The following is a 26,392-nucleotide window of genomic DNA, read 5'->3' as shown; positions in this document are numbered from 1 at the left end:
AGCATTGGAACCACCTGATCCCATCCCGAACTCAGTAGTGAAACGATGCATCGCCGATGGTAGTGTGGGGTTTCCCCATGTGAGAGTAGGTCATCGTCAAGATTAAATTCCGAAATCCCTGTCTGCTCACGCAGACAGGGATTTTGTTTTTGTGCTCGAAAAAACATTGTCGACGGGACAAGGCGCGCTGCGCGTTACAGCGTTGCGTTGCTTATCAGTGTTGTACAGTCCTTCTCTTACAGGGTTTCTATGCAATAGCGTGGCTCGTCGTTATTATGCGTGCCTGATTGTGAGGCGTAACTTGCATGCTGACGTTGTTGAAGCTTCTTAAAGATGGTCGTTTTCATTCTGGGCAAGCGCTGGGTGCTGCGCTCGGCATAAGCCGTAGTGCGGTCTGGAAGCAGTTGCAGCGTTTGGAAGCTGACCTGAACCTGCCTATCCATAAAGTTCGTGGTCGTGGCTATCAATTGGCCGCGCCGCTTGAGCTTCTCGAGCGCGATCAGCTCGCTGATAGCCCTTATCCTGTTTCCATACATGAGTCCCTCGATTCGACGAACGCAGAAGCTTTGCGCGAAATTTCGGGAGGAGTTCAGGCGCCTTTTGTAATTCTGGCCGAGCAGCAGAGCGCAGGTCGAGGACGCAGGGGGAGAAAGTGGATCAGCCCGTTTGCCGAAAATATTTATTACAGCCTGGTACTTCGAATTGATGGTGGCATGCGTCAGCTTGAAGGACTGAGTTTAATTGTCGGTCTGGCGGTTTTGAGTTCGCTTCGTGAATTTGGTAGTCGCGATGCGGGTTTAAAGTGGCCCAACGATGTACTGGTGGGCAATAAAAAAATCGCCGGTATTCTGCTGGAGCTGGTGGGTGATCCAGCTGATGTGTGTCATGTCGTTATAGGCATCGGCATCAACGTTAATATGATGGTCGCCAGTGATGTCGATCAGTCCTGGACATCCGTTCGCTTGGAGGCGGGTCAGGCGATCAATCGGAATGAGCTGATTGTTGCCTTGGGTCGCAATTTGCAGGGTTATCTGATTCGCCACGAGGCTGAAGGATTTGCTGCTATTCAGGCAGAGTGGGAGTCCAACCATTTGTGGCAAGGGCGTGAGGTTACGTTGATTGCGGGTACACACACTGTTGATGGCGTGGTCGCTGGTGTGGATCAGCAGGGGGCGTTGCGTCTTAATGTCGCGGGTCAGGAGAAGGTTTTTAGTGGTGGCGAGCTGAGCTTGAGGTTGCGCCATGATTCTTGAAATGGATTGCGGTAACAGTTTTATCAAGTGGCGAGTACTTGATAGCAATACTGTGGTCGATGGTGGCGTTGTAGATTCCGATGTTGGTCTCATAGCCGCGCTCTTGGCTAGCCCGTTGCTGCGCATCACGCGCTGCCGTTTGGTGAGTGTGCGCAGTGACGGTGAAACTGCGAGTCTGGCTGCTCTTTTGTCGTCCACATTCTCGGTAGAAGTAGTGTGTGCAAGCCCGGCAAGAGTGATGGCGGGAGTAACGAACGGCTATGAGGACTTTGAGCGTCTAGGCTTGGACCGCTGGCTAGCCTTGATCGGCGCTTATGAGCTCTCCAGGCGCGCCTGTCTTGTCCTGGATCTGGGTACAGCCGTAACAGCCGATTTTGTGGCTAAAGACGGTAAGCATTTGGGTGGGTTCATATGCCCTGGATTACCGTTAATGCGTAACGAGTTGCGCACGCATACCCGGCGAATCAGATATGACAACCTTTCGGCTGAGCAGGCGTTGTTGCGAAATAGTCCCGGGCGGACGACTGTTGAAGCTGTGGAGCGTGGCTGTCTAATGATGTTGCGAGGGTTTGTCCTGAGTCAGTTGCAATTGGCACGTGATTACTGGGGGGATGATTTCGAGGTGTTTCTCACGGGCGGTGATGCAGATCTCGTGGCTTGCGCTGTGCCTGAGGGTCGTTTGGTGAAAGATCTTGTGTTCATAGGCTTGGCTGCAGCTTGTCCTATTTATTGAGGTTTCTATGCGCTGGTTGTTTCTGCTGCTTGTTGTATTGAATATTTTCTACTTTGTATGGCATCAGCAAGAGGCTCCTCTTAAAGCGAAGGAGGTTGTATCTCTATCGTTGTACAAAGGAAGCAAGCAGGAAATACAGCTGCTGAGTGAAACGCGAACAGGGCTTGTCCCTGTACAGTCTGGAGAAAGCGCGAGCAGTGATAAAGGTGTCTGCTTCTACCTGAGCGGGTTGATCCGTTCTGACGCTGAGGCCAAGATTAAAAAAAGTTTGTCAGATGCAGGAATAAAGAGTGGTTTGGACAGCCTGGAAGGTGCGGGCGCAGGTGATTTTGTCCTGGTCCTTTCTCCATCGGACAATGTGCAGGCTGTTGAAAAGGTTCTACAAAGTCTTCTCAATGAATTCAATGAGTTGAAATACGAAAAAAAGCAGTGCCAGGGGTTGCAGGCGTCCGATAGTTTGCATAGAATGGCGCCCGCTCCACAGTGAACACCGGAAACGGTTTTAAATGTGAAGTGAGTCATCAAGCTAACTTAATGATTTAATTGAGAAAAGCGGTTGACAAAGGGTTGGGATGCTGTAGAATCCCGCTCAGCTCAGGAGGGGTTCCCGAGCGGCCAAAGGGATCAGACTGTAAATCTGACGTCTACGACTTCGAAGGTTCGAATCCTTCCCCCTCCACCATATTTGCGCAAATCAGCATGATTTGCGGGTGTAGTTTAGTGGTAGAACCTCAGCCTTCCAAGCTGATGATGCGGGTTCGATTCCCGCCACCCGCTCCATTCGCGCTGGTTTCAATGGTGTTTTGCTCTTGTAGCTCAGTTGGTAGAGCACACCCTTGGTAAGGGTGAGGTCAGCGGTTCAAATCCGCTCAAGAGCTCCATATAAACAAGGCAGATATGAAAATATCTGCCTTTGTTTTAACGGGCTGAAAAGCTTGTCCGGAGTGTTTGCTGGTGGCGCTGTTGTAAGGTGTTGCTGCTCTGGTTGGCGATTGCTGTCGTTGGTGGCCTGCATTCTGCTGCTGACGTGTCGTTAGGTTTTGGGCTTGGCGATAAAGTAATTGCAAAGGTTGTTGAAAAGTCTCTCTCGGGTCTGCATAATCGGCGGCTCGATAATGTTTTAGGTCAGTAGCTCAATTGGCAGAGCGACGGTCTCCAAAACCGTAGGTTGGGGGTTCGATTCCCTCCTGACCTGCCAGATTCGCTCAATGCGTCTGGCTTTCTTTTCACAGGATCCTCTTTGATGACTCCCAAGGCTGAAGTTCAAGGCTCTCGCTTCGATCTCCTCAAGTGGCTAGTAGTGGTTGCCCTTGTGGTAGTTGGCGTTGTTGGGAATCAGTATTATTCTGGTTCGCCGATCCTGTATCGCGTCATTGCACTTCTTGTGATTGCTGCTGTTGCTGCCTATGTGGGTTTGCAAACCGCAAAAGGCAAGTCGTTTGCTGTCTTGGTAAAGGAAGCTCGTACTGAGATTCGTAAAGTCGTATGGCCGACTCGCCAAGAAACTACGCAGACTACGTTGATCGTAGTGGCTGTTGTTCTTGTTATGGCGTTGCTGTTGTGGGGTTTGGATTCCCTGCTCGGCTGGCTTGTTTCCTTGATTGTTGGCTAAGGGTGTCCCGTGGCTAAGCGTTGGTACGTAGTGCATGCTTATTCGGGTTACGAAAAGCATGTTATGCGCTCTTTGATTGAGCGTATTAAGCTGGCAGGCATGGAAGATGGCTTCGGCGAAATTCTGGTTCCCACTGAAGAAGTGGTTGAGATGCGTAATGGCCAGAAACGCAAAAGCGAGCGCAAGTTCTTCCCTGGTTATGTGCTAGTCCAGATGGACATGAGCGAAGGTACTTGGCACTTGGTCAAGGATACCCCTCGTGTTATGGGATTCATCGGTGGCACTGCTGATAAGCCTGCACCGATTACAGACAAAGAGGCAGAAGCAATTCTGCGTCGCGTTGCTGATGGCAGCGACAAGCCCAAGCCGAAGACACTGTTCGAGCCGGGTGAAGTTGTTCGCGTCACCGACGGTCCGTTTGCCGACTTTAACGGCACGGTCGAAGAAGTTAACTACGAAAAGAGTCGCATCCAGGTGGCTGTGCTCATTTTCGGACGTTCCACTCCGGTGGAGCTAGAGTTTAGCCAGGTCGAAAAGGTCTAGCTGAACACGCATCCCAACCCCACGGCTTCGGTCGTGGGGTTTTGTCGTCACTGGGATAAACACGCAAGTAACCGGGGAGCCTTTTAAGTTAGGCGTCTGAACCCGTAATTGGAGTGCCTCATGGCCAAGAAGATTACCGCTTACATCAAGCTGCAAGTGAAGGCCGCTCAGGCCAACCCAAGCCCACCTGTTGGTCCAGCTTTGGGTCAGCACGGTGTGAACATCATGGAATTCTGCAAAGCTTTCAACGCCCGTACTCAGGGTATTGAGCCAGGCCTGCCGACTCCAGTGATCATCACTGTATACAGCGACCGTAGCTTCACATTCGAAACCAAGTCGACCCCTGCTTCGGTTCTGCTGAAGAAGGCTGCTGGTCTGACTAGCGGTTCGGCTCGCCCTAACACCGTTAAGGTTGGCACCGTTACCCGTGCTCAGCTGGAAGAAATCGCGAAAACCAAAAACGCGGATCTGACTGCAGCTGATTTGGATGCAGCCGTGCGTACCATCGCCGGTTCTGCTCGTAGCATGGGCCTTAACGTGGAGGGTGTGTAATGGCTAAGCTGACTAAGCGTCAAAAGGCAATCGCCGGTAAAATTGAAGCTGGCAAGTCTTACAACTTTGTAGACGCTGCTGCTCTGCTGGCTGAGCTGTCGACTGTTAAGTTCAGCGAGTCTTTCGACATCGCTGTTAACCTGGGCGTAGACCCACGTAAATCTGACCAGGTTGTTCGTAGCGCAACTGTGCTGCCACACGGCACTGGCAAGACTGTACGTGTAGCTGTGTTCACCCAGGGTCCAGCTGCTGAAGCTGCTTTGGCTGCTGGCGCTGATCGCGTTGGTATGGACGACCTGGCTGCCGAAATGAAAGGCGGCGACCTGAACTACGACGTAGTTATTGCTTCCCCGGACGCAATGCGTGTTGTAGGTCAGTTGGGTCAGATCCTCGGTCCACGTGGTCTGATGCCTAACCCTAAGGTTGGTACTGTAACTCCAGACGTAGCAACTGCGGTTAAGAACGCAAAAGCTGGTCAGGTTCGTTATCGCACCGACAAAAACGGTATCATCCACACTTCCGTTGGCAAGGTCGGTTTCGACGCTGTTCAACTGAAGGAAAACGTTGAAGCCCTGATCGCTGATTTGAAGCGTATCAAGCCAGCTTCCTCGAAAGGTATTTATGTTAAGCGCGTTACTCTGAGCACCACTATGGGCCCAGGCCTGGTCATCGACCAAGGTTCGTTGAACGCGTAAGACAAATTGGCGCAGCATGCTGCGCCAATGAAAGATTGGGGTCCCTGCCTGGCGGGGGCTATCCAAGACCGTAGGCGGCGCAAGTCTTAAACCTCAAGCCTACGCAGATGGTGCTCCCGGTTCCTTACCGAATCAGACACCAAAACGACATCCGACTCAGGTCAGATGAAACGGTAACAAGCAGGAGTTAAACCCGTGGCAATTAAACTCGAAGACAAGAAGGCCATCGTCGCTGAAGTCAACGAGGCTGCCAAAGTTGCCCTGTCTGCTGTTGTGGCTGATGCCCGCGGCGTGACAGTTGGCGCTATGACCGGACTCCGTAAAGAGGCTCGTGAAGCTGGCGTATACGTACGTGTTGTACGTAACACCCTGCTCAAGCGCGCTGTTGCTGACACTGAATACAGTGTTCTCAACGACGTGTTCACTGGCCCGACCTTGATCGCATTCTCCAACGAACACCCAGGCGCTGCTGCCCGTTTGTTCAAAGAGTTCGCTAAAGGTCAGGATAAGTTCGAGATCAAGGCAGCTGCGTTCGAGGGCAAGTACCTCGCAGCTAATCAGATCGACGTACTGGCAAGCCTGCCGACCCGTGACGAAGCAATTTCTCAGCTGATGAGCGTGATTCAAGGCGCTACCAGCAAATTGGCTCGTACTCTGGCGGCACTTCGCGACCAGAAAGAAGCAGCTGCAGCTTAAGGCTGAGTAACTCCTTTCAGCGTTTATTGTTTATTTCGATGGCCGCATAGGCTGTCACCCCAATACAGGAATTTATAGTCATGTCTCTGACTAACGAGCAAATCATCGAAGCAATCGGCGAGAAATCCGTTCTGGAAATCGTTGAGCTGATCAAAGCAATGGAAGAGAAGTTCGGCGTTTCGGCTGCTGCTGCTTCTGCTGGTCCTGCTGTTGCTGCTGCTGTCGTTGAAGAGCAAACTGAATTCAACGTCATGCTGCTGGAAGCTGGCGAGAAGAAAGTAAACGTGATCAAGGCTGTTCGTGAACTGACTGGTCTGGGCTTGAAAGAAGCCAAGGCAGTAGTTGACGGCGCTCCAGCAATGGTTCTGGAAGCTGTTGCTAAAGACGCAGCTGACAAAGCCAAAGCTGCTCTGGAAGAAGCAGGCGCTAAAGTCGAGCTGAAGTAAGCATCGACCTTGCGTCTCCAGCCCAAGCGTTAAGCTGAGGCTGATGGCTGGTGGCTCATGCCACCGGCCTTTTTCCGTTCTTGGCAGCCGACTGGGTTGGCGCCATAAACGAGCTGTAACCACCCTGTGCGGTGGAGCAAACCAAGGGGTTTGCACGATTTTCTGGCTGCTCCCGTCGGGAGAGGCCAAACAAGCAGGTGACCAAGCTGGGGAACGCTGATGGCTTACTCATATACTGAGAAAAAACGTATCCGCAAGGACTTTAGCAAGTTGCCGGACGTCATGGATGTGCCGTATCTCTTGGCAATCCAGCTGGATTCGTATCGTGAATTCTTGCAGGCGGGAGCGACTAAAGATCAGTTCCGCGACGTGGGCCTGCATGCGGCCTTCAAATCCGTTTTCCCGATCATCAGCTACTCCGGCAATGCTGCGCTGGAGTATGTCGGTTATCGCCTGGGCGAACCGGCATTTGATGTCAAAGAATGCGTGTTGCGCGGTGTGACTTACGCCGTACCTTTGCGGGTGAAGGTTCGTTTGATCATTTTCGACAAAGAATCGTCGAATAAAGCGATCAAGGACATCAAAGAGCAAGAAGTCTACATGGGTGAAATCCCCCTGATGACTGAAAACGGTACCTTCGTAATCAACGGTACCGAGCGTGTAATTGTTTCCCAGCTGCACCGTTCCCCGGGCGTGTTCTTTGACCACGACCGCGGCAAGACGCACAGCTCCGGTAAGCTGCTGTATTCCGCGCGTATCATTCCTTACCGTGGTTCGTGGTTGGACTTTGAGTTCGACCCTAAAGACTGCGTGTTCGTACGTATTGACCGTCGTCGCAAGCTGCCTGCGTCCGTATTGCTGCGCGCGCTCGGCTATAGCACTGAGCAAGTACTGGAAGCGTTCTACACCACTAACGTTTTCCACGTTCAAGGCGAAAGCATCAGCCTGGAACTGGTGCCTCAGCGCCTGCGCGGTGAAATCGCGGCCATCGACATTACCGATGACAAAGGCAAGGTGATTGTTGAGCAGGGCCGTCGTATCACTGCTCGCCATATCAACCAGCTGGAAAAAGCCGGTATCAAAGAGCTCGTTATGCCTCTGGACTATGTCCTGGGTCGCACAACGGCCAAAGCTATCGTGCACCCGGCGACCGGCGAAATCATTGCTGAGTGCAACACCGAGCTGACCACTGAAATCCTGGCAAAAGTTGCCAAGAGCCAAGTCGTACGCATCGAAACGTTGTACACCAACGATATCGACTGCGGTCCGTTCATTTCGGACACGCTGAAAATTGACTCCACCAGCAACCAACTGGAAGCGCTGGTTGAGATCTATCGCATGATGCGTCCTGGCGAGCCTCCAACCAAGGATGCTGCCGAGACTCTGTTCAACAACCTGTTCTTCAGCCCTGAGCGCTATGACCTGTCTGCGGTCGGCCGGATGAAGTTCAACCGTCGTATCGGTCGTACCGAAATCGAAGGTTCGGGCGTGTTGTGCAAAGAAGACATCGTCGCGGTACTGAAGACTCTGGTCGACATCCGTAACGGCAAAGGCATCGTCGATGACATCGACCACCTGGGTAACCGTCGTGTTCGCTGCGTAGGCGAAATGGCTGAAAACCAGTTCCGCGTTGGCCTGGTACGTGTTGAGCGTGCGGTCAAAGAGCGTCTGTCGATGGCTGAAAGCGAAGGCCTGATGCCGCAAGACTTGATCAACGCCAAGCCAGTGGCTGCGGCAGTGAAAGAGTTCTTCGGTTCCAGCCAGCTGTCCCAGTTCATGGACCAGAACAACCCGCTGTCCGAGATCACCCACAAGCGCCGTGTTTCTGCACTGGGCCCGGGCGGTCTGACGCGTGAGCGTGCCGGCTTTGAAGTTCGTGACGTACACCCGACTCACTACGGTCGTGTATGCCCGATTGAAACGCCAGAAGGTCCGAACATTGGTCTGATCAACTCCTTGGCTGCCTATGCGCGCACCAACCAGTACGGCTTCCTCGAGAGCCCGTACCGTGTAGTGAAAGACGCGTTGGTTACCGACGAGATCGTGTTCCTTTCTGCTATTGAAGAAGCGGATCACGTTATCGCTCAGGCTTCGGCCACCATGAACGATCAGAAAGTCCTGGTTGATGAACTGGTAGCTGTTCGTCACTTGAACGAATTCACCGTTAAGGCGCCGGAAGACGTCACCTTGATGGACGTTTCGCCGAAACAGGTAGTTTCGGTTGCTGCGTCGCTGATTCCGTTCCTCGAGCACGACGACGCCAACCGTGCGTTGATGGGTTCGAACATGCAGCGTCAAGCTGTACCAACACTGCGCGCTGACAAGCCGCTGGTAGGTACTGGCATGGAGCGTAACGTAGCTCGTGACTCCGGCGTTTGCGTCGTGGCTCGTCGTGGCGGCGTTATTGATTCCGTCGATGCAAGCCGTATCGTGGTTCGTGTTGCTGATGATGAAGTTGAGACCGGCGAAGCTGGTGTTGATATCTACAACCTGACCAAATACACCCGCTCCAACCAGAACACCTGCATCAACCAGCGTCCGCTGGTGCGTAAAGGTGATCGGGTTCAGCGCAGCGACATCATGGCCGATGGTCCGTCCACCGATATGGGTGAATTGGCTCTGGGTCAGAACATGCGTATCGCCTTCATGGCATGGAACGGCTTCAACTTCGAAGACTCCATCTGCCTGTCGGAACGTGTTGTTCAAGAAGACCGTTTCACCACGATCCACATTCAGGAACTGACCTGTGTGGCCCGTGACACCAAGCTTGGCCCTGAAGAAATCACTGCAGACATCCCGAACGTGGGTGAAGCTGCACTGAACAAGCTGGACGAAGCCGGTATCGTTTACGTCGGCGCCGAAGTTGGCCCGGGCGACATCCTGGTAGGTAAGGTCACTCCGAAAGGCGAGACCCAACTGACCCCGGAAGAAAAACTGCTGCGTGCAATCTTCGGTGAAAAAGCCAGCGACGTTAAAGACACCTCCCTGCGCGTACCAACCGGTACCAAAGGTACTGTCATTGACGTACAAGTCTTCACTCGTGATGGCGTAGAGCGCGATGCTCGTGCCCTGTCGATCGAGAAGACTCAGCTGGACGAAATCCGCAAGGATCTGAACGAAGAGTTCCGCATTGTTGAAGGCGCTACATTCGAACGTCTGCGCTCTGCCCTGGTCGGTCAAATTGCCGAAGGTGGTGCCGGTCTGAAGAAAGGCCAGGAAATCACCAATGAAGTCCTGGACGGTCTTGAGCACGGTCAGTGGTTCAAGCTGCGCATGGCTGAAGATGCTCTGAACGAGCAACTTGAGAAAGCTCAGGCTTACATCATCGATCGCCGTCGTCTGCTGGACGACAAGTTCGAAGACAAGAAGCGCAAACTGCAGCAGGGCGATGACCTGGCTCCAGGCGTGCTGAAAATCGTCAAGGTTTACCTGGCAATCCGTCGTCGCATCCAGCCGGGTGACAAGATGGCCGGTCGTCACGGTAACAAAGGTGTGGTCTCCGTGATCATGCCGGTTGAAGACATGCCGTACGATGCCAATGGCACCCCGGTTGATGTTGTCCTCAACCCGTTGGGCGTACCTTCGCGTATGAACGTTGGTCAGATTCTCGAGACCCACTTGGGCCTTGCAGCCAAAGGTTTGGGCGAGAAGATCAACCTCATGATTGAAGAACAGCGCAAGGTTGCTGACCTGCGTAAGTTCCTGCATGAGATCTACAACGAAATTGGCGGTCGTCAAGAAAGCCTGGATGACTTCTCTGATCAAGAAATCCTTGATCTGGCGAAGAACCTTCGCGGCGGTGTACCGATGGCTACCCCGGTGTTCGACGGTGCCAAAGAAAGCGAAATCAAGGCAATGCTTCGTTTGGCAGACCTGCCAGACAGCGGCCAGATGGTGCTGACTGATGGTCGTACCGGCAACAAGTTCGAGCGTCCGGTTACCGTTGGCTACATGTACATGCTGAAGCTGAACCACTTGGTAGACGACAAGATGCACGCTCGTTCTACTGGTTCTTACAGCCTGGTTACCCAACAGCCGTTGGGTGGTAAGGCGCAGTTCGGTGGTCAGCGTTTCGGGGAGATGGAGGTCTGGGCGCTGGAAGCTTACGGCGCGGCATACACTCTGCAAGAAATGCTCACAGTGAAGTCGGACGATGTGAACGGTCGTACCAAGATGTACAAAAACATCGTGGACGGCGATCACCGTATGGAGCCGGGCATGCCCGAGTCCTTCAACGTGTTGATCAAAGAAATTCGTTCCCTCGGCATCGATATCGATCTGGAAACCGAATAACACGTGACGCGAATCGAGAGCGGGGCTGCACTGCCCGCTCTCTGCTCCGCCAGGAGGAAAGGCCTTGAAAGACCTACTGAATTTGCTGAAAAACCAGGGTCAAGTCGAAGAGTTCGACGCCATCCGTATTGGATTGGCATCGCCTGAGATGATCCGCTCGTGGTCGTTCGGTGAAGTTAAAAAGCCGGAAACCATCAACTACCGTACGTTCAAGCCTGAGCGTGACGGCCTGTTCTGCGCCAAAATCTTTGGCCCGGTAAAGGATTACGAGTGCCTGTGCGGTAAGTACAAGCGCTTGAAGCACCGCGGTGTGATCTGTGAGAAGTGCGGCGTTGAAGTTGCACTGGCCAAGGTCCGCCGTGAGCGCATGGCTCACATTGAACTGGCTTCGCCAGTTGCCCATATCTGGTTCCTGAAATCGCTGCCGTCCCGTATCGGCTTGCTGATGGACATGACCCTGCGTGATATCGAACGCGTTCTCTACTTCGAGAGCTATGTTGTTATCGATCCAGGCATGACCACCCTTGAAAAAGGTCAGCTGCTGAACGACGAGCAGTATTTCGAAGCGCTGGAAGAGTTCGGCGACGACTTCGATGCCCGTATGGGTGCCGAGGCTGTGCGTGAGCTGCTGCACGCTATCGATCTGGAACACGAGATTGGCCGTCTGCGTGAAGAAATTCCGCAAACCAACTCCGAAACCAAAATCAAGAAGCTGTCCAAGCGCTTGAAGTTGATGGAAGCCTTCCTGGGCTCCGGCAACCTTCCTGAGTGGATGGTGCTGACCGTTCTGCCGGTTCTGCCGCCAGATCTGCGTCCGTTGGTTCCGTTGGACGGTGGTCGTTTCGCGACTTCCGACCTCAACGATCTGTATCGTCGAGTGATCAACCGTAACAACCGCTTGAAGCGCCTGCTTGATCTGTCCGCTCCGGACATCATCGTGCGTAACGAAAAGCGTATGTTGCAAGAAGCTGTCGACGCCTTGCTGGACAACGGTCGTCGTGGCCGCGCCATCACGGGTTCGAACAAGCGTCCTCTGAAATCCTTGGCTGACATGATCAAGGGTAAGCAAGGTCGTTTCCGTCAGAACTTGCTCGGTAAGCGTGTTGACTACTCGGGTCGTTCGGTAATTACCGTAGGTCCGACCCTGCGTCTGCACCAGTGCGGTCTGCCTAAAAAAATGGCACTCGAACTGTTCAAGCCGTTCATCTTCGGCAAGCTGGAAATGCGTGGTCTTGCTACCACCATTAAAGCCGCCAAGAAAATGGTTGAGCGCGAGCTGCCAGAAGTTTGGGACGTTCTCGCTGAAGTAATTCGCGAACACCCGGTGCTCCTCAACCGTGCGCCAACGCTTCACCGTCTGGGTATTCAGGCATTTGAACCGGTACTGATCGAAGGTAAGGCTATCCAGCTGCACCCTCTGGTCTGTGCTGCGTACAACGCCGACTTCGACGGCGACCAGATGGCTGTACACGTACCGCTGACACTGGAAGCCCAGTTGGAAGCCCGTGCGTTGATGATGTCGACCAACAACATTCTGTCGCCAGCGAACGGTGAGCCAATCATCGTTCCTTCGCAGGACGTTGTATTGGGTCTGTACTACATGACCCGTGAAGCGATCAACGCCAAAGGCGAGGGTCGTGTATTCGCGGATCTGCAAGAAGTTGACCGTGTGTTCCGTGCCGGCGAAGCCGCACTGCACGCCAAGGTTAAAGTACGGATCACCGAAACCGTTAACGACCGTGATGGCGGCAGCGTGACCAACACCCGTATCGTCGACACCACTGTCGGCCGTGCGCTGTTGTTCCAGGTTGTTCCAAAAGGCCTGTCGTACGACGTCGTCAACTTGCCAATGAAGAAAAAGGCAATCTCCAAGCTGATCAACCAGTGCTACCGCGTGGTTGGTTTGAAAGAGACTGTGATCTTCGCTGACCAGTTGATGTACACCGGTTTCGCTTACTCGACTATTTCCGGCGTTTCGATCGGTGTTAACGACTTCGTTATCCCGGATGAAAAAGCGCGCATCATCGGTGCTGCTACCGACGAAGTGAAAGAAATCGAAAGCCAGTACGCCTCGGGCCTGGTTACACAGGGCGAGAAGTACAACAAAGTAATCGACCTTTGGTCGAAAGCTAACGATGAAGTTTCCAAGGCGATGATGTCGAACCTCTCGAAAGAGAAGGTTATCGACCGTCACGGTGATGAAGTTGAGCAAGAGTCGTTCAACTCCATGTACATGATGGCCGACTCCGGCGCACGGGGTTCTGCTGCGCAGATCCGTCAGCTGGCCGGTATGCGTGGTCTGATGGCCAAGCCGGACGGTTCCATCATCGAAACGCCGATTACTGCGAACTTCCGTGAAGGTTTGAGCGTACTTCAGTACTTCATCTCCACTCACGGTGCTCGTAAGGGTCTTGCGGATACCGCCTTGAAAACGGCTAACTCCGGTTACTTGACGCGTCGTCTGGTAGACGTAGCGCAGGATCTGGTAGTAACTGAAGTCGACTGCGGTACCGAACACGGTCTGCTGATGACTCCGCACATTGAAGGCGGCGACGTTGTAGAGCCGTTGGGTGAGCGCGTACTGGGTCGAGTAATCGCCCGTGACGTATTCAAGCCAGGTACTGATGAAGTTATCGTTCCTGCTGGCACCCTGGTTGACGAGAAGTGGGTTGAGTTCATCGAGCTGAACAGCATCGACGAAGTGATCGTTCGTTCGCCAATCAGCTGCGAAACCCGTTTCGGTATCTGCGCCAAGTGCTACGGTCGCGATCTGGCTCGTGGTCACCAGGTGAACATCGGTGAAGCTGTCGGCGTAATCGCTGCTCAGTCGATCGGTGAGCCAGGTACACAGCTGACAATGCGTACGTTCCACATCGGTGGTGCGGCAAGCCGGACCTCTGCTGCTGACAGCGTTCAGGTGAAGAATGGCGGTACTGTCCGTCTTCACAACCTGAAGCACGTTGAGCGTGTAGATGGTTGCCTGGTAGCAGTATCGCGTTCGGGTGAGCTGGCAATCGCTGATGACTTCGGTCGTGAGCGTGAGCGTTACAAACTGCCGTATGGTGCCGTAATTTCGGTTAAAGAAGGTGACAAGGTTGACGCTGGCTCGATCGTAGCCAAGTGGGATCCGCACACTCACCCAATCGTTACCGAAATGAAAGGTACCGTGACCTACGTGGGCATGGAAGAAGGCATCACGATCAAGCGTCAGACTGACGAATTGACCGGTATGACCAACATTGAAGTGCTTGACGCCAAAGACCGTCCAGCTGCCGGCAAAGAAATTCGCCCGGCCGTTAAGATGGTAGGTGTTGATGGTAAGGATCTGCTGTTGCCAGGTACAGACGTACCGGCCCAGTACTTCCTGCCAGCCAACGCATTGGTTGGTGTAGCGGATGGTGCGGAAATCGCGATCGGTGACGTTATCGCTCGTATTCCGCAAGAAACTTCGAAAACTCGAGACATCACCGGTGGTCTGCCACGCGTTGCTGACTTGTTCGAAGCGCGTCGTCCGAAAGAAGCCTCTATTTTGGCTGAAGTCAGCGGCACCATCGCGTTCGGTAAAGAAACCAAAGGCAAGCGCCGTCTGGTTATTACCCCGAACGACGGTACCGATCCGTACGAAGAGCTGATTCCAAAGTGGCGTCACCTGAACGTCTTCGAAGGCGAGCAAGTGAACCGCGGCGAAGTTATCTCCGACGGTCCAAGCGATCCACACGACATCCTGCGTTTGCTGGGTGTGAGTGCGCTGGCCAAGTACATCGTTAACGAGATTCAAGACGTTTACCGTCTGCAAGGCGTGAAGATCAACGACAAGCACATCGAGACCATCCTGCGTCAGATGTTGCGTAAAGTTGAAATTTCCGAGTCTGGCGATTCCTCCTTCATCAAGGGCGACCAGATGGAGCTCACGCAGGTACTGGTCGAAAACGAGCGCCTGGGTAACGAAGACAAATTTGTCTCCAAGTTCACTCGCGTTCTGTTGGGTATCACCAAAGCGTCGTTGTCGACTGAATCGTTCATCTCCGCGGCCTCTTTCCAAGAGACAACCCGCGTACTGACCGAAGCAGCGGTAACTGGCAAGCGCGACTACCTGCGCGGCCTGAAAGAAAACGTTGTCGTGGGTCGTTTGATCCCGGCAGGTACTGGTTTGGCCTACCACAGCGAGCGTAAGCGTCGCCGTGATGCAGACAAGCCATTGCGCGTAAGCGCCAGTGAAGTGGAAGCTGCACTGACCGAAGCGCTGAACTCTAGCGGTAACTGAGTTCTGCGATAAATAAGGGTAGGCCCCGGTCTTTCCGTTCATCGAATCAAGACAATTAGTCGAGCTTTGATGGGGGAGGGGTCGGGGCTTTGCCTTGACTGGGGGCAGGATCCTCTTTAGACTCTTGTACCCCTAAATTTGGCGGGGATTCGTTCCTGCCATTTTGCTTTTCTTGCAAGACAATAGCGTCGCAAGACAACAGTGGAGCTAGTAGATGGCAACTATCAACCAGCTGGTACGTCAGCCGCGTAAGCGTATCGTCGAGAAATCCGACGTACCTGCGCTGCAAAACTGCCCGCAACGTCGTGGCGTATGCACCCGTGTGTATACAACTACGCCGAAAAAACCTAACTCGGCACTGCGTAAAGTATGCCGTGTGCGCCTGACCAACGGTTTCGAGGTTTCCTCGTACATCGGTGGTGAAGGTCACAACCTGCAAGAACACAGCGTGGTACTGATCCGTGGCGGTCGTGTAAAAGACTTGCCAGGTGTTCGTTATCACACCGTTCGCGGCTCTTTGGATACTTCCGGCGTTAAAGGTCGTAACCAAGGTCGTTCGAAGTACGGTACCAAGAAGCCGAAGTAGTCTTCGGTCGCTGGTAAATAAATGCAGATTTCTTTTTTTCTGAGTCGATAAGAGTAAGGTCGGGCGTGCATCCGCAGGGTGTAATGGTCCCGAGCTAACCTGAAGACCGTTTGAGGGCTTATCCATGCCAAGAAGACGCGTAGCAGCCAAGCGCGAAGTGCTTGACGATCCAAAATACGGAAGCCAAATCCTGGCCAAGTTCATGAACCACGTGATGGAAAGCGGTAAAAAAGCCGTTGCCGAGCGTATCGTTTATGGCGCGCTGGAAAAGGTTAAAGAACGTAAGAACGGCGATCCCCTGGAACTCTTCGAGAAAGCACTCGACGCCATCGCTCCGCTGGTCGAAGTGAAGTCGCGCCGTGTAGGCGGTGCTACTTACCAGGTTCCGGTCGAAGTTCGTCCTTCCCGTCGTAACGCTTTGGCAATGCGCTGGTTGGTAGACTTCGCACGTAAGCGTGGCGAAAAGTCTATGGCTTTGCGCTTGGCTGGCGAACTGCTGGACGCTGCTGAAGGCAAGGGCGCAGCAGTTAAGAAGCGTGAAGACGTGCACCGTATGGCTGAAGCTAACAAAGCTTTCTCGCACTACCGCTTCTAATTTCAGCGCTATTCACTTTGCGAGGGCTTTATGGCTCGTACTACACCGATTAACCGCTACCGTAACATTGGTATCTGTGCACACGTGGACGCGGGTAAAACCACGACTACTGAGCGGGTACTTTTTTACACTGGCAAAAGTCACAAGATGGGCGAGGTGCATGATGGCGCCGCGACCACAGACTGGATGGTGCAGGAGCAGGAGCGTGGTATTACCATTACTTCTGCTGCGATCACTACCTTTTGGCAGGGTTCTAACAAGCAGTACGATAACTACCGCTTCAACGTAATCGATACCCCGGGCCACGTAGACTTCACTATTGAAGTTGAGCGTTCCCTGCGTGTACTCGATGGCGCGGTTGTTGTGTTCTGCGGCACCTCGGGTGTTGAGCCTCAGTCCGAAACCGTATGGCGTCAGGCCAACAAGTACGGCGTTCCGCGTCTTGTTTACGTAAACAAGATGGACCGTGCTGGTGCGAACTTCCTGCGCGTGATCGGTCAGATCAAAACTCGTCTGGGTCACACTCCGGTGCCTATCCAGTTGGCTATCGGTTCCGAAGACAACTTCCAGGGTCAGATCGATCTGATGACCATGGAAGCGGTTTACTGGAGCGATGCTGACAAGGGTATGACTGCTCGTCGTGAAGCTATTCCTGCAGAACTGCAAGAGTTGGCTGAAGAGTGGCGCAGCAACATGGTCGAGGCTGCGGCCGAAGCCAGCGAAGAGCTGATGAACAAGTACCTGGAAGGTGAAGAACTCACCATCCCGGAAATCAAAGCGGCTCTGCGTCAGCGTACTATCGCCGGCGAAATCGTTTTGGCTGTTTGCGGTTCTTCCTTCAAGAACAAGGGCGTTCCCCTGGTTCTCGACGCCGTGATCGACTACCTGCCGGCCCCGGTAGATATTCCTGCCATCAAGGGTACTGACCCGGATGACGAGACTATCGAGCTGGAGCGTCATGCAGATGACGCAGAACCGTTCTCGGCTCTGGCGTTCAAGATCGCGACTGACCCATTCGTGGGTACTTTGACCTTCGTCCGTGTTTACTCGGGCGTGTTGAACTCCGGTGACGGCGTAATCAACTCGGTTAAAGGCAAGAAAGAGCGCGTGGGTCGTATGGTGCAGATGCACGCTAACGCCCGCGAAGAGATCAAGGAAGTACGCGCTGGTGACATCGCGGCCTTGATCGGCATGAAGGACGTCACCACTGGTGAAACCTTGTGCAACGCTGACAAGCCAATCATCCTGGTTCGCATGGACTTCCCGGAGCCGGTTATTTCGGTTGCCGTTGAGCCAAAAACCAAGGATGACCAGGAAAAAATGGGTATCGCACTGGGCAAACTTGCTCAGGAAGACCCGTCTTTCCGCGTTAAAACTGATGAAGAGACTGGTCAGACGATCATCTCCGGCATGGGCGAATTGCACCTCGACATCCTGGTTGACCGGATGAAGCGTGAGTTCAACGTTGAAGCCAACATCGGTAAGCCTCAGGTTTCTTATCGTGAGCGCATCACGAAGAACTGTGAAATCGAAGGCAAGTTCGTTCGTCAGTCCGGCGGTCGTGGTCAGTTTGGTCACTGCTGGATCCGTTTTGCACCTGCTGACGAAGGTCAGGAAGGTCTGCAGTTCGTGAACGAAGTGGTAGGTGGTGTGGTTCCTAAGGAATACATCCCGGCTATCCAGAAGGGTATCGAAGAGCAGATGAAGAACGGTGTTGTTGCCGGCTATCCGCTGATCGGCCTGAAGGCTACCGTGTTTGATGGTTCTTACCACGACGTCGACTCCAACGAGATGGCGTTTAAGGTGGCTGCTTCCATGGCTACCAAGCAACTGGCCCAGAAGGGCGGTGGTGAGTTGCTTGAGCCGATCATGGCGGTAGAGGTTGTTACACCTGAAGACTATATGGGTGACGTGATGGGCGACTTGAACCGTCGTCGCGGCATGATCCAGGGTATGGAAGATACGGTCTCCGGCAAAGTTATTCGTGCTGAAGTTCCGTTGGGCGAGATGTTCGGTTATGCGACCGACGTTCGTTCCATGTCTCAGGGTCGCGCAAGCTACTCTATGGAATTCAAAAAATACGATACAGCGCCGTCGCACATCGTCGATGCTGTTACTAAAAAACAAGGCTGATTTAGTTCAGTCCTTTAGGCAAGGAGTTAATTGTCGTGGCTAAAGAAAAATTTGATCGTTCCCTACCGCACGTCAACGTTGGCACTATCGGTCACGTTGACCATGGTAAAACCACGCTGACCGCAGCTCTGACTCGTGTTTGCTCCGAAGTTTTCGGTTCTGCTCGTGTTGACTTCGACAAGATCGACAGCGCGCCAGAAGAAAAAGCTCGTGGTATCACCATCAACACTGCTCACGTTGAGTACAACTCGACTATTCGTCACTACGCTCACGTTGACTGCCCAGGTCACGCTGACTACGTGAAGAACATGATCACTGGTGCTGCCCAAATGGACGGCGCGATCCTGGTTTGTTCGGCCGCTGATGGTCCGATGCCACAAACTCGTGAGCACATCCTGCTGTCCCGTCAGGTAGGCGTTCCGTACATCGTGGTTTTCCTGAACAAGGCTGACCTGGTAGACGACGCTGAGCTGCTGGAACTGGTTGAGATGGAAGTGCGCGATCTGCTGAGCACTTACGACTTCCCAGGCGACGACACTCCGATCATCATCGGTTCTGCTCGTATGGCTCTGGAAGGTAACGACGAAAACGAAATGGGCACCACTGCCGTTCGTAAACTGGTTGAAACTCTGGATACCTACATCCCAGAACCAGTTCGTCTGACCGACAAGCCGTTCCTGATGCCAATCGAAGACGTATTCTCGATCTCTGGTCGCGGTACTGTTGTAACTGGTCGTATCGAGCGCGGTATCGTTCGCGTTCAAGATCCACTGGAAATCGTTGGTCTGCGTGACACAACTGTTACCACTTGCACCGGCGTTGAAATGTTCCGCAAACTGCTCGACGAAGGTCGTGCTGGCGAGAACTGCGGCGTTCTGCTGCGTGGTACCAAGCGTGACGACGTTGAGCGTGGTCAGGTTCTGGTTAAGCCAGGCACTGTTAAGCCTCACACCAAGTTCACCGCAGAAGTATACGTTCTGAGCAAAGAAGAAGGCGGCCGTCATACTCCGTTCTTCAAAGGCTACCGTCCACAGTTCTACTTCCGTACTACTGACGTGACTGGTAACTGCGAACTGCCAGAAGGCGTTGAAATGGTAATGCCAGGTGACAACATTCAAATGACTGTTACCCTGATCAAAACCATCGCAATGGAAGATGGTCTGCGTTTCGCTATCCGTGAAGGCGGTCGTACCGTCGGCGCTGGCGTCGTAGCCAAAATCATCGAGTAATCGATGATTGCATGAAAAAGCCCCCGCTCAGCGGGGGCTTTTTTTATTGAGTTGACACCTAGTGGGGTCGTCTATAGAATTGCGCCTCCTTTAAACGGGCGTATTGCGCTCGGTGGGAACAGCAATCTGGAGTCTGAAATCCAATGCAAAATCAGCAAATCCGTATCAGGTTGAAGGCTTTTGACCATCGCCTGATCGACCAATCAACCCAGGAAATCGTGGAAACCGCGAAACGTACTGGTGCTCAAGTGCGTGGTCCAATTCCACTGCCTACCCGTAAAGAGCGGTTCACCGTTCTGGTCTCCCCGCACGTCAACAAAGACGCGCGTGACCAGTACGAGATCCGTACTCATAAGCGCGTTCTGGACATCGTTCAGCCAACGGATAAAACCGTTGATGCACTTATGAAGCTTGATCTTGCGGCCGGTGTGGAAGTGCAGATCAGCCTCGGCTAAGACTTGGGTCTTAGTCGTGTAACGCTCTGAAATGGGCGGCCATAGCGGGTGAAAGCCCCGTACACTCATGAGGTTTACAACATGACTATTGGTGTAGTCGGTCGTAAATGCGGTATGACCCGTATTTTCACCGAAGAAGGTGTCTCCATTCCGGTCACGGTCATTGAGATCGAGCCGAATCGCGTCACCCAGTTCAAAACTGAAGAAACCGATGGCTATCGTGCAGTGCAAGTCACTGTCGGCGAGCGTCGCGCTTCGCGTGTAACCGCTGCTCAGGCGGGTCACTTCGCCAAGGCAAACGTTGCTGCTGGTCGTACCGTGCTGGAATTCCGTCTTGAAGAAGGCGAGTACCAAGCTGGCGATCTGATCAACGCTGAAATCTTCGCTGCTGGTCAACTGGTTGATGTAACCGGTCAGTCCAAAGGTAAAGGCTTCCAGGGTACGATCAAGCGTTGGAATTTCCGTGGCCAAGATAACACTCACGGTAACTCCGTTTCCCACCGCGTCCCGGGCTCTATTGGCCAGTGCCAGACTCCTGGTCGTGTATTCAAGGGCAAAAAAATGTCCGGTCATATGGGCGCTGAGCGCGTGACCGTGCAGTCCCTCGAAGTAGTGCGCGTCGACGCTGAACGCAATCTGTTGTTGGTCAAGGGTGCTGTTCCTGGCGCTACTGGCGGCAACCTGGTTGTACGTCCAGCGGCCAAGGCTCGCGGTTAAGGGGAAGCTGACATGCAATTAAACGTAAATGACGCTCAGGCGATCGAAGTTTCCGAACTGACTTTCGGCGGCGAATTCAACGAGACGCTGGTTCACCAAGCAGTCGTGGCCTACATGGCCGGCGGCCGTCAAGGTAGCAAGCAGCAAAAGACCCGTTCTGATGTTCGTGGTGGCGGTAAGCGCCCTTGGCGTCAGAAAGGTACTGGCCGTGCTCGTGCTGGTACTATCCGTAGCCCAATCTGGCGTGGCGGCGGTACCACTTTCGCAGCTCGTCCACAGGATCACTCTCAGAAGCTCAACAAGAAGATGTACCGCGCAGCACTGCGCTCCATCCTTGCTGAACTCGTGCGTACTGATCGTCTGGTCGTGGTTCAGGACTTCGCTGTTGAAGCGCCAAAAACCAAAGATCTGCTGAACAAACTGAATGGCATGGGTCTGACTGACGTCCTGATCGTGTCCGAAGTTGTTGATCAGAACCTGTACCTGGCTGCTCGCAACCTGCCACACGTTGATGTACGTGACGTGCAAGGTTCCGATCCAGTTAGTCTGATCGCATACGACAAGGTGTTGATCACCGTGTCGGCCGTGAAGAAATTCGAGGAGCTGCTGGGATGAACCAGGAACGCGTATTTAAAGTTCTGCTTGGCCCGCACGTTTCCGAGAAGGCTACGGTTCTGGCAGACAAGAAAGGCCAGTTCGTTTTCAAGGTTGCTACAGACGCAACCAAGCTGGAAATCAAGAAGGCCGTCGAAAGCCTGTTCAGCGTGAAAGTTGAGCGTGTTACTACCCTGAACGTTCTGGGTAAGAGCAAGCGCACCGCTCGCGGCGTGGGCAAGCGTAATGACTGGAAGAAGGCAGTAATCTCCCTTCAGCCAGGCCAAGATCTCGATTTCAGCAGCAGTGCTGAGTAAGGAAGGGGTGCATCATGGCAATCGTTAAATGCAAACCGACTTCCCCTGGCCGCCGTCATGTGGTCAAGGTGGTCAACAAGGAGCTGCACAAAGGCGCTCCTCACGCACCGCTGCTCGAGAAAAAATCGAAGTCTGGTGGTCGTAACAACAATGGCCGCATTACCACGCGTCACATCGGTGGTGGTCATAAGCAGCATTACCGTATGGTCGACTTCCGTCGCAACGACAAAGATGGCATTCCAGCCACTGTTGAGCGTATCGAATACGATCCAAACCGTACTGCTCACATTGCTCTTATGCTGTACGCAGACGGCGAACGCCGTTACATCATCGCCCCTAAAGGCGTGAGCGCTGGTGACCAGCTGATCTCGGGTGCTTTGGCCCCGATCAAGCCAGGTAACTCGCTGCAACTGCGCAGCATTCCAGTAGGTAGCACCGTACACGGCATCGAATTGAAGCCAGGTAAAGGCGCGCAAATCGCTCGTTCCGCTGGTGCTTCGGCTCAGCTGGTAGCTCGCGAAGGTGTCTACGTGACCCTGCGTCTGCGTTCTGGTGAAATGCGTAAAGTATTGGCTGAATGCCGTGCAACGCTGGGCGAAGTCTCGAACTCCGAGCACAGCCTGCGTTCGCTGGGTAAAGCTGGTGCCAAACGCTGGCGTGGCGTTCGCCCAACCGTTCGTGGTGTTGCCATGAACCCGGTTGACCACCCACATGGTGGTGGTGAAGGTCGTACCTCTGGTGGTCGTCATCCGGTATCGCCATGGGGCTTCCCGACTAAGGGCGCGAAGACTCGTGGTAATAAGCGTACCGACAAAATGATCGTCCGTCGTCGCAAGTAAATAGAGGGATACGACAGTGCCACGTTCTCTGAAAAAAGGTCCTTTTATTGATCTTCACCTACTGAAGAAGATCGAAGTGGCGGCGGAAAAGAACGATCGCAAACCGGTGAAAACCTGGTCGCGTCGTTCGATGATCCTGCCACAAATGGTCGGTCTGACCATCGCTGTGCATAACGGTCGTCTGCATGTTCCAGTTCTTGTGAACGAAGACATGGTTGGCCATAAACTAGGCGAGTTTGCCGGTACCCGCACTTATCGTGGGCACGTGGCTGACAAGAAAGCCAAGCGTTAAGGGGTAAGGAACGATGGAAGTAGCCGCTAAGTTGTCGGGCGCTCGAATCTCCGCCCAGAAAGCCCGCTTGGTCGCCGACCAGATCCGCGGGAAGAAGGTGGGCGAAGCGCTCAACCTGTTGGCTTTCAGCAACAAGAAAGCCGCCGAGATCATCAAAAAAGTGCTGGAGTCGGCCGTAGCCAACGCCGAGCATAACGAAGGCGCTGACGTTGACGACCTGAAAGTCGCCACCGTTTTCGTCAACGAAGGGCGTTCGCTGAAGCGCATCATGCCGCGTGCCAAAGGCCGCGCTGATCGCATCGTCAAGCGGTCTTGCCATATCACTGTCAAGGTTGCTGACAAGTAACGGAGTCGAAGAGATGGGTCAGAAAGTACATCCCATTGGCATTCGCCTGGGAATCGTCAAGGAGCACACCTCCGTCTGGTACGCAGACGGCCGGACTTATGCGGACTACTTGTTCGCTGATCTGAAGGTGCGTGAATACCTCCAAGACAAACTAAAAAGCGCGTCCGTAAGCCGTATCGATATCCATCGTCCGGCCCAAACTGCACGCATCACCATCCACACCGCTCGTCCAGGTATCGTTATCGGGAAGAAAGGTGAAGATGTTGAGAAGCTGCGTCAGGACCTGACCAAGCAAATGGGTGTGCCTGTGCACATCAATATCGAAGAGATCCGCAAGCCGGAACTCGACGGTATGCTGGTTGCGCAGAGCGTAGCTCAGCAGCTGGAGCGTCGTGTAATGTTCCGTCGCGCGATGAAACGCGCTGTACAGAACGCTATGCGCATTGGTGCCAAAGGCATCAAAATCCAAGTGAGCGGTCGTCTCGGCGGTGCTGAAATCGCACGTACTGAATGGTATCGCGAAGGTCGTGTGCCATTGCACACCCTGCGTGCCGACATCGACTATGCCAACTACGAAGCTCACACCACTTACGGTGTGATCGGTGTAAAGGTTTGGATCTTCAAAGGCGAAGTAATCGGTGGTCGCCAAGAAGAGCTGAAGCCACAAGCACCAGCGCCTCGTAAAAAAGCTGCTAAGTAAGGGGTACGCAAAATGTTACAACCTAAGCGTACGAAGTTCCGCAAGCAAATGACTGGCCACAACCGTGGCTTGGCACTGCGCGGTAGCAAAGTCAGCTTCGGCGAGTATGCGCTGAAGTCTGTTGCTCGTGGTCGTCTCACCGCTCGTCAGATCGAATCAGCGCGTCGTGCACTGACCCGTCACGTTAAGCGTGGCGGCAAGATCTGGATCCGTGTATTCCCGGACAAGCCTATTTCCAAAAAGCCTCTCGAAGTTCGGATGGGTAAAGGTAAGGGTAACGTGGAATACTGGGTTGCCCAGATTCAGCCAGGCAAAGTCCTGTATGAAATCGAGGGTGTTTCTGAAGAGCTGGCGCGTGAGGCTTTCGCCCTGGCTGCTGCAAAGCTGCCGCTCGCCACCTCCTTTGTTAAACGGACGGTGATGTGATGAAAGCGAATGAACTTCGTGAAAAATCCGCACAGCAGCTGAACGAGCAACTGCTCGGCTTGCTGCGCGACCAGTTCAATCTGCGCATGCAGAAAGCAACTGGCCAGTTGGGGCAGTCGCATCTGCTCTCGCAAGTTAAGCGTGACATCGCTCGCGTGAAGACTGTGCTCAAACAGCAGGCAGGTAAGTAATCATGGCTGAAGCCGAAAAAACTGTCCGTACGCTGACTGGCCGTGTTGTCAGCGACAAGATGGACAAGACCATCACCGTTCTGATCGAACGTCGCGTTAAGCACCCGATCTACGGTAAATACGTTAAGCGTTCGACTAAGCTGCACGCGCACGACGAAACCAATCAGTGCCACATCGGCGACAAAGTCACTATTCGTGAAACTCGTCCGCTGGCCAAGACTAAGTCTTGGGCTCTGGTTGATGTTCTCGAACGCGCTGTGGAAGTCTAAGGACTAGGGGTCGGAGAAATTATATGATTCAGACTCAATCCATGCTCGATGTGGCCGATAACAGCGGCGCACGCCGTGTTATGTGCATCAAGGTGCTGGGTGGCTCCCATCGTCGTTACGCTGGTATCGGTGACATCATCAAAGTTACCGTCAAGGAAGCAATTCCTCGCGGTAAAGTGAAAAAAGGCCAAGTGATGACTGCTGTAGTAGTCCGCACTCGTCACGGCGTACGTCGTGCTGATGGCTCCATTATCCGCTTTGATGGCAACGCTGCTGTTCTTCTGAACAACAAGCAAGAGCCGATCGGCACCCGTATCTTTGGGCCAGTGACCCGTGAACTTCGCAACGAGAAGTTCATGAAGATCGTCTCGCTCGCCCCAGAAGTGCTGTAAGGAGATCCGACATGCAAAAGATTCGTCGTGACGACGAGATCATCGTGATCGCCGGCAAAGACAAAGGTAAGCGCGGTAAGGTGCTTAAGGTTCTCGCTAACAACCGTCTGGTTGTTGGTGGTCTGAACCTGGTTAAGCGTCATACCAAGCCTAACCCGATGTCGGGCGTGCAAGGCGGTATCGTCGAGAAAGAAGCTCCACTGGACGCTTCTAACGTGGCCATTTTCAACGGCGAAACCAACAAGGCTGACCGCGTTGGTTTCAAAGTAGAAGAAGGCAAAAAAATTCGTGTCTTCAAGTCGACCCAAAAAGCGGTTGATGCTTGAACACTGCTAGGTAGATGAGACCATGGCACGACTAAAAGAGATTTACCGGAAGGAAATCGCTCCGAAACTTAAGGAAGAACTTAAGCTTTCGAACGTGATGGAAGTTCCGCGCGTTACCAAAATCACCCTGAACATGGGCTTGGGCGAAGCGATCGGCGACAAAAAAGTCATCGAGCACGCAGTAGCTGATTTGGAAAAAATCACCGGTCAAAAAGTTGTTGTGACCTACGCTCGCAAATCCATCGCTGGCTTTAAAGTCCGTGAAGGTTGGCCGATCGGCGTCAAAGTAACTCTGCGCCGTGAGCGTATGTACGAATTCCTGGATCGTCTGCTGTCGATCTCCCTGCCTCGGGTTCGCGACTTCCGCGGCCTGAATGCCAAGTCCTTCGATGGTCGTGGCAACTACAGCATGGGCGTTAAAGAGCAGATCATTTTCCCGGAAATTGACTACGACAAAATCGATGCTCTTCGCGGTCTGGACATCACCCTGACCACCACTGCTCGGACGGATGACGAAGGTCGCGCATTGCTGCGTGCTTTCAAATTCCCGTTCCGCAACTGATTGGAGTAGGACCATGGCCAAGATGAGCATGAAAAACCGCGAGCTGAAACGTCAGCTCACGGTTGCCAAGTTCGCCAAGAAGCGTGCTGAGCTGAAAGCTATCATCGTTGATCTGAACGCAAGTCCAGAAGCACGTTGGGAAGCTCAAATCGCTCTGCAGAAGCAGCCACGTGACGCAAGCGCTTCGCGCATGCGTAACCGCTGCCGCCTGACTGGTCGTCCGCACGGTGTTTACCGCAAGTTCGGCCTGGGCCGTAACAAATTGCGTGAAGCAGCAATGCGCGGTGACGTACCAGGTCTGGTTAAAGCTAGCTGGTAAGGCGTACCGACAAAGTT

General features: G+C 53.5%; 30 protein-coding genes, 4 tRNA genes and 1 rRNA gene. All 35 read left to right on the top strand.

Annotation, left to right across the window (positions count from 1 at the left end; genetic code table 11):
- A 5S ribosomal RNA gene (rrf, locus tag TU84_RS24710) occupies positions 1-102 on the top strand; the annotation flags it as partial.
- Positions 103-305: 203 nt separating this feature from the next.
- Positions 306-1,253, top strand: coding sequence for a bifunctional biotin--[acetyl-CoA-carboxylase] ligase/biotin operon repressor BirA (gene birA / locus TU84_RS25860; protein WP_082148813.1), 948 nt, complete (start codon positions 306-308; stop codon positions 1,251-1,253).
- Positions 1,243-1,986 (top strand): pantothenate kinase, encoded by a 744-nt coding sequence (locus TU84_RS24695; RefSeq protein ID WP_048373867.1) that lies wholly within the window; start codon positions 1,243-1,245, stop codon positions 1,984-1,986. Before birA ends, TU84_RS24695 begins: the two co-directional genes overlap by 11 nt.
- A gap of 7 nt (positions 1,987-1,993) precedes the next feature.
- Entirely contained in the window at positions 1,994-2,473 is a 480-nt protein-coding gene (locus TU84_RS24690) for a hypothetical protein (RefSeq protein ID WP_048373861.1), read from the top strand.
- Between the two features lie 110 nt (positions 2,474-2,583).
- Positions 2,584-2,668 (top strand) — tRNA-Tyr (locus TU84_RS24685).
- Positions 2,669-2,692: 24 nt separating this feature from the next.
- Positions 2,693-2,766 (top strand) — tRNA-Gly (locus TU84_RS24680).
- Between the two features lie 25 nt (positions 2,767-2,791).
- Positions 2,792-2,867: transfer RNA gene (locus TU84_RS24675), tRNA-Thr, on the top strand.
- 241 nt (positions 2,868-3,108) lie between these two features.
- A tRNA-Trp gene (locus TU84_RS24670) sits at positions 3,109-3,184 on the top strand.
- Between the two features lie 45 nt (positions 3,185-3,229).
- Complete coding sequence (secE, locus tag TU84_RS24665; RefSeq protein ID WP_016779165.1) at positions 3,230-3,598, top strand: preprotein translocase subunit SecE; 369 nt, start codon at positions 3,230-3,232, stop codon at positions 3,596-3,598.
- Positions 3,599-3,607: 9 nt separating this feature from the next.
- Entirely contained in the window at positions 3,608-4,141 is a 534-nt protein-coding gene (gene nusG / locus TU84_RS24660; RefSeq protein WP_026014126.1) for a transcription termination/antitermination protein NusG, read from the top strand.
- A 120-nt stretch (positions 4,142-4,261) separates the two neighbouring features.
- Positions 4,262-4,693 (top strand): 50S ribosomal protein L11, encoded by a 432-nt coding sequence (gene rplK, locus TU84_RS24655; protein ID WP_048362305.1) that lies wholly within the window; start codon positions 4,262-4,264, stop codon positions 4,691-4,693.
- A complete protein-coding gene (gene rplA / locus TU84_RS24650; RefSeq protein WP_048373858.1) occupies positions 4,693-5,388 on the top strand; it encodes a 50S ribosomal protein L1 in 696 nt (231 codons plus the stop codon). Before rplK ends, rplA begins: the two co-directional genes overlap by 1 nt.
- Before the next feature lie 195 nt (positions 5,389-5,583).
- The gene (gene rplJ, locus TU84_RS24645; protein WP_048373856.1) at positions 5,584-6,084 is read left to right on the top strand and encodes a 50S ribosomal protein L10; all 501 of its coding nucleotides are present in this window, start codon (positions 5,584-5,586) and stop codon (positions 6,082-6,084) included.
- An 80-nt stretch (positions 6,085-6,164) separates the two neighbouring features.
- The gene (rplL, locus tag TU84_RS24640; protein WP_048373854.1) at positions 6,165-6,530 is read left to right on the top strand and encodes a 50S ribosomal protein L7/L12; all 366 of its coding nucleotides are present in this window, start codon (positions 6,165-6,167) and stop codon (positions 6,528-6,530) included.
- A gap of 219 nt (positions 6,531-6,749) precedes the next feature.
- Entirely contained in the window at positions 6,750-10,823 is a 4,074-nt protein-coding gene (gene rpoB / locus TU84_RS24635; RefSeq protein ID WP_048373853.1) for a DNA-directed RNA polymerase subunit beta, read from the top strand.
- Between the two features lie 64 nt (positions 10,824-10,887).
- Complete coding sequence (gene rpoC, locus TU84_RS24630) at positions 10,888-15,087, top strand: DNA-directed RNA polymerase subunit beta' (protein ID WP_048373851.1); 4,200 nt, start codon at positions 10,888-10,890, stop codon at positions 15,085-15,087.
- A gap of 214 nt (positions 15,088-15,301) precedes the next feature.
- On the top strand, positions 15,302-15,673 hold the full coding sequence (gene rpsL / locus TU84_RS24625; protein WP_002555494.1) for a 30S ribosomal protein S12: 372 nt from the start codon (positions 15,302-15,304) through the stop codon (positions 15,671-15,673).
- Positions 15,674-15,797: 124 nt separating this feature from the next.
- Positions 15,798-16,268: a 30S ribosomal protein S7 gene (gene rpsG, locus TU84_RS24620; RefSeq protein WP_019409900.1), complete on the top strand. Its 471-nt coding sequence runs from the start codon at positions 15,798-15,800 to the stop codon at positions 16,266-16,268.
- A 30-nt stretch (positions 16,269-16,298) separates the two neighbouring features.
- The gene (fusA, locus tag TU84_RS24615) at positions 16,299-18,401 is read left to right on the top strand and encodes an elongation factor G (protein ID WP_048373849.1); all 2,103 of its coding nucleotides are present in this window, start codon (positions 16,299-16,301) and stop codon (positions 18,399-18,401) included.
- 35 nt (positions 18,402-18,436) lie between these two features.
- The gene (gene tuf / locus TU84_RS24610; RefSeq protein ID WP_048373848.1) at positions 18,437-19,630 is read left to right on the top strand and encodes an elongation factor Tu; all 1,194 of its coding nucleotides are present in this window, start codon (positions 18,437-18,439) and stop codon (positions 19,628-19,630) included.
- Positions 19,631-19,773: 143 nt separating this feature from the next.
- A complete protein-coding gene (gene rpsJ, locus TU84_RS24605) occupies positions 19,774-20,085 on the top strand; it encodes a 30S ribosomal protein S10 (protein ID WP_003186070.1) in 312 nt (103 codons plus the stop codon).
- An 81-nt stretch (positions 20,086-20,166) separates the two neighbouring features.
- On the top strand, positions 20,167-20,802 hold the full coding sequence (gene rplC / locus TU84_RS24600) for a 50S ribosomal protein L3 (RefSeq protein WP_019409902.1): 636 nt from the start codon (positions 20,167-20,169) through the stop codon (positions 20,800-20,802).
- A gap of 12 nt (positions 20,803-20,814) precedes the next feature.
- The gene (rplD, locus tag TU84_RS24595; protein ID WP_048373846.1) at positions 20,815-21,417 is read left to right on the top strand and encodes a 50S ribosomal protein L4; all 603 of its coding nucleotides are present in this window, start codon (positions 20,815-20,817) and stop codon (positions 21,415-21,417) included.
- Entirely contained in the window at positions 21,414-21,713 is a 300-nt protein-coding gene (rplW, locus tag TU84_RS24590; protein WP_003444375.1) for a 50S ribosomal protein L23, read from the top strand. Before rplD ends, rplW begins: the two co-directional genes overlap by 4 nt.
- A gap of 14 nt (positions 21,714-21,727) precedes the next feature.
- On the top strand, positions 21,728-22,552 hold the full coding sequence (gene rplB / locus TU84_RS24585) for a 50S ribosomal protein L2 (protein ID WP_048373844.1): 825 nt from the start codon (positions 21,728-21,730) through the stop codon (positions 22,550-22,552).
- A gap of 16 nt (positions 22,553-22,568) precedes the next feature.
- Positions 22,569-22,844 carry a 30S ribosomal protein S19 gene (rpsS, locus tag TU84_RS24580; protein WP_003232420.1) on the top strand — a complete coding sequence of 92 codons (276 nt, stop codon included), beginning with the start codon at positions 22,569-22,571 and terminating at the stop codon, positions 22,842-22,844.
- Positions 22,845-22,857: 13 nt separating this feature from the next.
- A complete protein-coding gene (gene rplV / locus TU84_RS24575) occupies positions 22,858-23,190 on the top strand; it encodes a 50S ribosomal protein L22 (RefSeq protein ID WP_003444373.1) in 333 nt (110 codons plus the stop codon).
- Positions 23,191-23,203: 13 nt separating this feature from the next.
- Positions 23,204-23,890 (top strand): 30S ribosomal protein S3, encoded by a 687-nt coding sequence (gene rpsC, locus TU84_RS24570; protein ID WP_003176422.1) that lies wholly within the window; start codon positions 23,204-23,206, stop codon positions 23,888-23,890.
- A gap of 12 nt (positions 23,891-23,902) precedes the next feature.
- Positions 23,903-24,316 carry a 50S ribosomal protein L16 gene (gene rplP, locus TU84_RS24565; protein ID WP_019409905.1) on the top strand — a complete coding sequence of 138 codons (414 nt, stop codon included), beginning with the start codon at positions 23,903-23,905 and terminating at the stop codon, positions 24,314-24,316.
- Positions 24,316-24,507 (top strand): 50S ribosomal protein L29, encoded by a 192-nt coding sequence (gene rpmC, locus TU84_RS24560; RefSeq protein ID WP_003444371.1) that lies wholly within the window; start codon positions 24,316-24,318, stop codon positions 24,505-24,507. Before rplP ends, rpmC begins: the two co-directional genes overlap by 1 nt.
- 2 nt (positions 24,508-24,509) lie before the next feature.
- Complete coding sequence (gene rpsQ, locus TU84_RS24555; protein WP_003176419.1) at positions 24,510-24,776, top strand: 30S ribosomal protein S17; 267 nt, start codon at positions 24,510-24,512, stop codon at positions 24,774-24,776.
- Positions 24,777-24,799: 23 nt separating this feature from the next.
- The gene (gene rplN / locus TU84_RS24550; protein WP_011063774.1) at positions 24,800-25,168 is read left to right on the top strand and encodes a 50S ribosomal protein L14; all 369 of its coding nucleotides are present in this window, start codon (positions 24,800-24,802) and stop codon (positions 25,166-25,168) included.
- An 11-nt stretch (positions 25,169-25,179) separates the two neighbouring features.
- Positions 25,180-25,494: a 50S ribosomal protein L24 gene (rplX, locus tag TU84_RS24545; protein WP_048373841.1), complete on the top strand. Its 315-nt coding sequence runs from the start codon at positions 25,180-25,182 to the stop codon at positions 25,492-25,494.
- Between the two features lie 22 nt (positions 25,495-25,516).
- Complete coding sequence (gene rplE / locus TU84_RS24540; RefSeq protein WP_003186044.1) at positions 25,517-26,056, top strand: 50S ribosomal protein L5; 540 nt, start codon at positions 25,517-25,519, stop codon at positions 26,054-26,056.
- Between the two features lie 13 nt (positions 26,057-26,069).
- Positions 26,070-26,375 (top strand): 30S ribosomal protein S14, encoded by a 306-nt coding sequence (gene rpsN / locus TU84_RS24535; RefSeq protein WP_048373839.1) that lies wholly within the window; start codon positions 26,070-26,072, stop codon positions 26,373-26,375.
- Positions 26,376-26,392: the final 17 nt, after the last annotated feature.

Origin of the sequence: Pseudomonas helleri (assembly GCF_001043025.1) — a bacterium.
GTDB classification, from domain to species: Bacteria; Pseudomonadota; Gammaproteobacteria; order Pseudomonadales; family Pseudomonadaceae; genus Aquipseudomonas; species Aquipseudomonas helleri.
Note: the sequence above shows the minus strand (reverse complement) of the source record. Positions and strands in the feature narration are given on the sequence as shown.

What these genes read in the sequence shown, in the direction of transcription:
- birA (WP_082148813.1), top strand. Translation starts at nt 306, where the DNA reads ATGCTGACGTTGTTGAAGCTTCTTAAAGATGGTCGTTTTCATTCTGGG.
- TU84_RS24695 (WP_048373867.1), top strand. Translation starts at nt 1,243, where the DNA reads ATGATTCTTGAAATGGATTGCGGTAACAGTTTTATCAAGTGGCGAGTA.
- TU84_RS24690 (WP_048373861.1), top strand. Translation starts at nt 1,994, where the DNA reads ATGCGCTGGTTGTTTCTGCTGCTTGTTGTATTGAATATTTTCTACTTT.
- secE (WP_016779165.1), top strand. Translation starts at nt 3,230, where the DNA reads ATGACTCCCAAGGCTGAAGTTCAAGGCTCTCGCTTCGATCTCCTCAAG.
- rplK (WP_048362305.1), top strand. Translation starts at nt 4,262, where the DNA reads ATGGCCAAGAAGATTACCGCTTACATCAAGCTGCAAGTGAAGGCCGCT.
- rplA (WP_048373858.1), top strand. Translation starts at nt 4,693, where the DNA reads ATGGCTAAGCTGACTAAGCGTCAAAAGGCAATCGCCGGTAAAATTGAA.
- rplL (WP_048373854.1), top strand. Translation starts at nt 6,165, where the DNA reads ATGTCTCTGACTAACGAGCAAATCATCGAAGCAATCGGCGAGAAATCC.
- rpoB (WP_048373853.1), top strand. Translation starts at nt 6,750, where the DNA reads ATGGCTTACTCATATACTGAGAAAAAACGTATCCGCAAGGACTTTAGC.
- rpsL (WP_002555494.1), top strand. Translation starts at nt 15,302, where the DNA reads ATGGCAACTATCAACCAGCTGGTACGTCAGCCGCGTAAGCGTATCGTC.
- rpsG (WP_019409900.1), top strand. Translation starts at nt 15,798, where the DNA reads ATGCCAAGAAGACGCGTAGCAGCCAAGCGCGAAGTGCTTGACGATCCA.
- fusA (WP_048373849.1), top strand. Translation starts at nt 16,299, where the DNA reads ATGGCTCGTACTACACCGATTAACCGCTACCGTAACATTGGTATCTGT.
- rpsJ (WP_003186070.1), top strand. Translation starts at nt 19,774, where the DNA reads ATGCAAAATCAGCAAATCCGTATCAGGTTGAAGGCTTTTGACCATCGC.
- rplC (WP_019409902.1), top strand. Translation starts at nt 20,167, where the DNA reads ATGACTATTGGTGTAGTCGGTCGTAAATGCGGTATGACCCGTATTTTC.
- rplD (WP_048373846.1), top strand. Translation starts at nt 20,815, where the DNA reads ATGCAATTAAACGTAAATGACGCTCAGGCGATCGAAGTTTCCGAACTG.
- rplW (WP_003444375.1), top strand. Translation starts at nt 21,414, where the DNA reads ATGAACCAGGAACGCGTATTTAAAGTTCTGCTTGGCCCGCACGTTTCC.
- rplB (WP_048373844.1), top strand. Translation starts at nt 21,728, where the DNA reads ATGGCAATCGTTAAATGCAAACCGACTTCCCCTGGCCGCCGTCATGTG.
- rplV (WP_003444373.1), top strand. Translation starts at nt 22,858, where the DNA reads ATGGAAGTAGCCGCTAAGTTGTCGGGCGCTCGAATCTCCGCCCAGAAA.
- rpsC (WP_003176422.1), top strand. Translation starts at nt 23,204, where the DNA reads ATGGGTCAGAAAGTACATCCCATTGGCATTCGCCTGGGAATCGTCAAG.
- rplP (WP_019409905.1), top strand. Translation starts at nt 23,903, where the DNA reads ATGTTACAACCTAAGCGTACGAAGTTCCGCAAGCAAATGACTGGCCAC.
- rpmC (WP_003444371.1), top strand. Translation starts at nt 24,316, where the DNA reads ATGAAAGCGAATGAACTTCGTGAAAAATCCGCACAGCAGCTGAACGAG.
- rpsQ (WP_003176419.1), top strand. Translation starts at nt 24,510, where the DNA reads ATGGCTGAAGCCGAAAAAACTGTCCGTACGCTGACTGGCCGTGTTGTC.
- rplN (WP_011063774.1), top strand. Translation starts at nt 24,800, where the DNA reads ATGATTCAGACTCAATCCATGCTCGATGTGGCCGATAACAGCGGCGCA.
- rplX (WP_048373841.1), top strand. Translation starts at nt 25,180, where the DNA reads ATGCAAAAGATTCGTCGTGACGACGAGATCATCGTGATCGCCGGCAAA.
- rplE (WP_003186044.1), top strand. Translation starts at nt 25,517, where the DNA reads ATGGCACGACTAAAAGAGATTTACCGGAAGGAAATCGCTCCGAAACTT.
- rpsN (WP_048373839.1), top strand. Translation starts at nt 26,070, where the DNA reads ATGGCCAAGATGAGCATGAAAAACCGCGAGCTGAAACGTCAGCTCACG.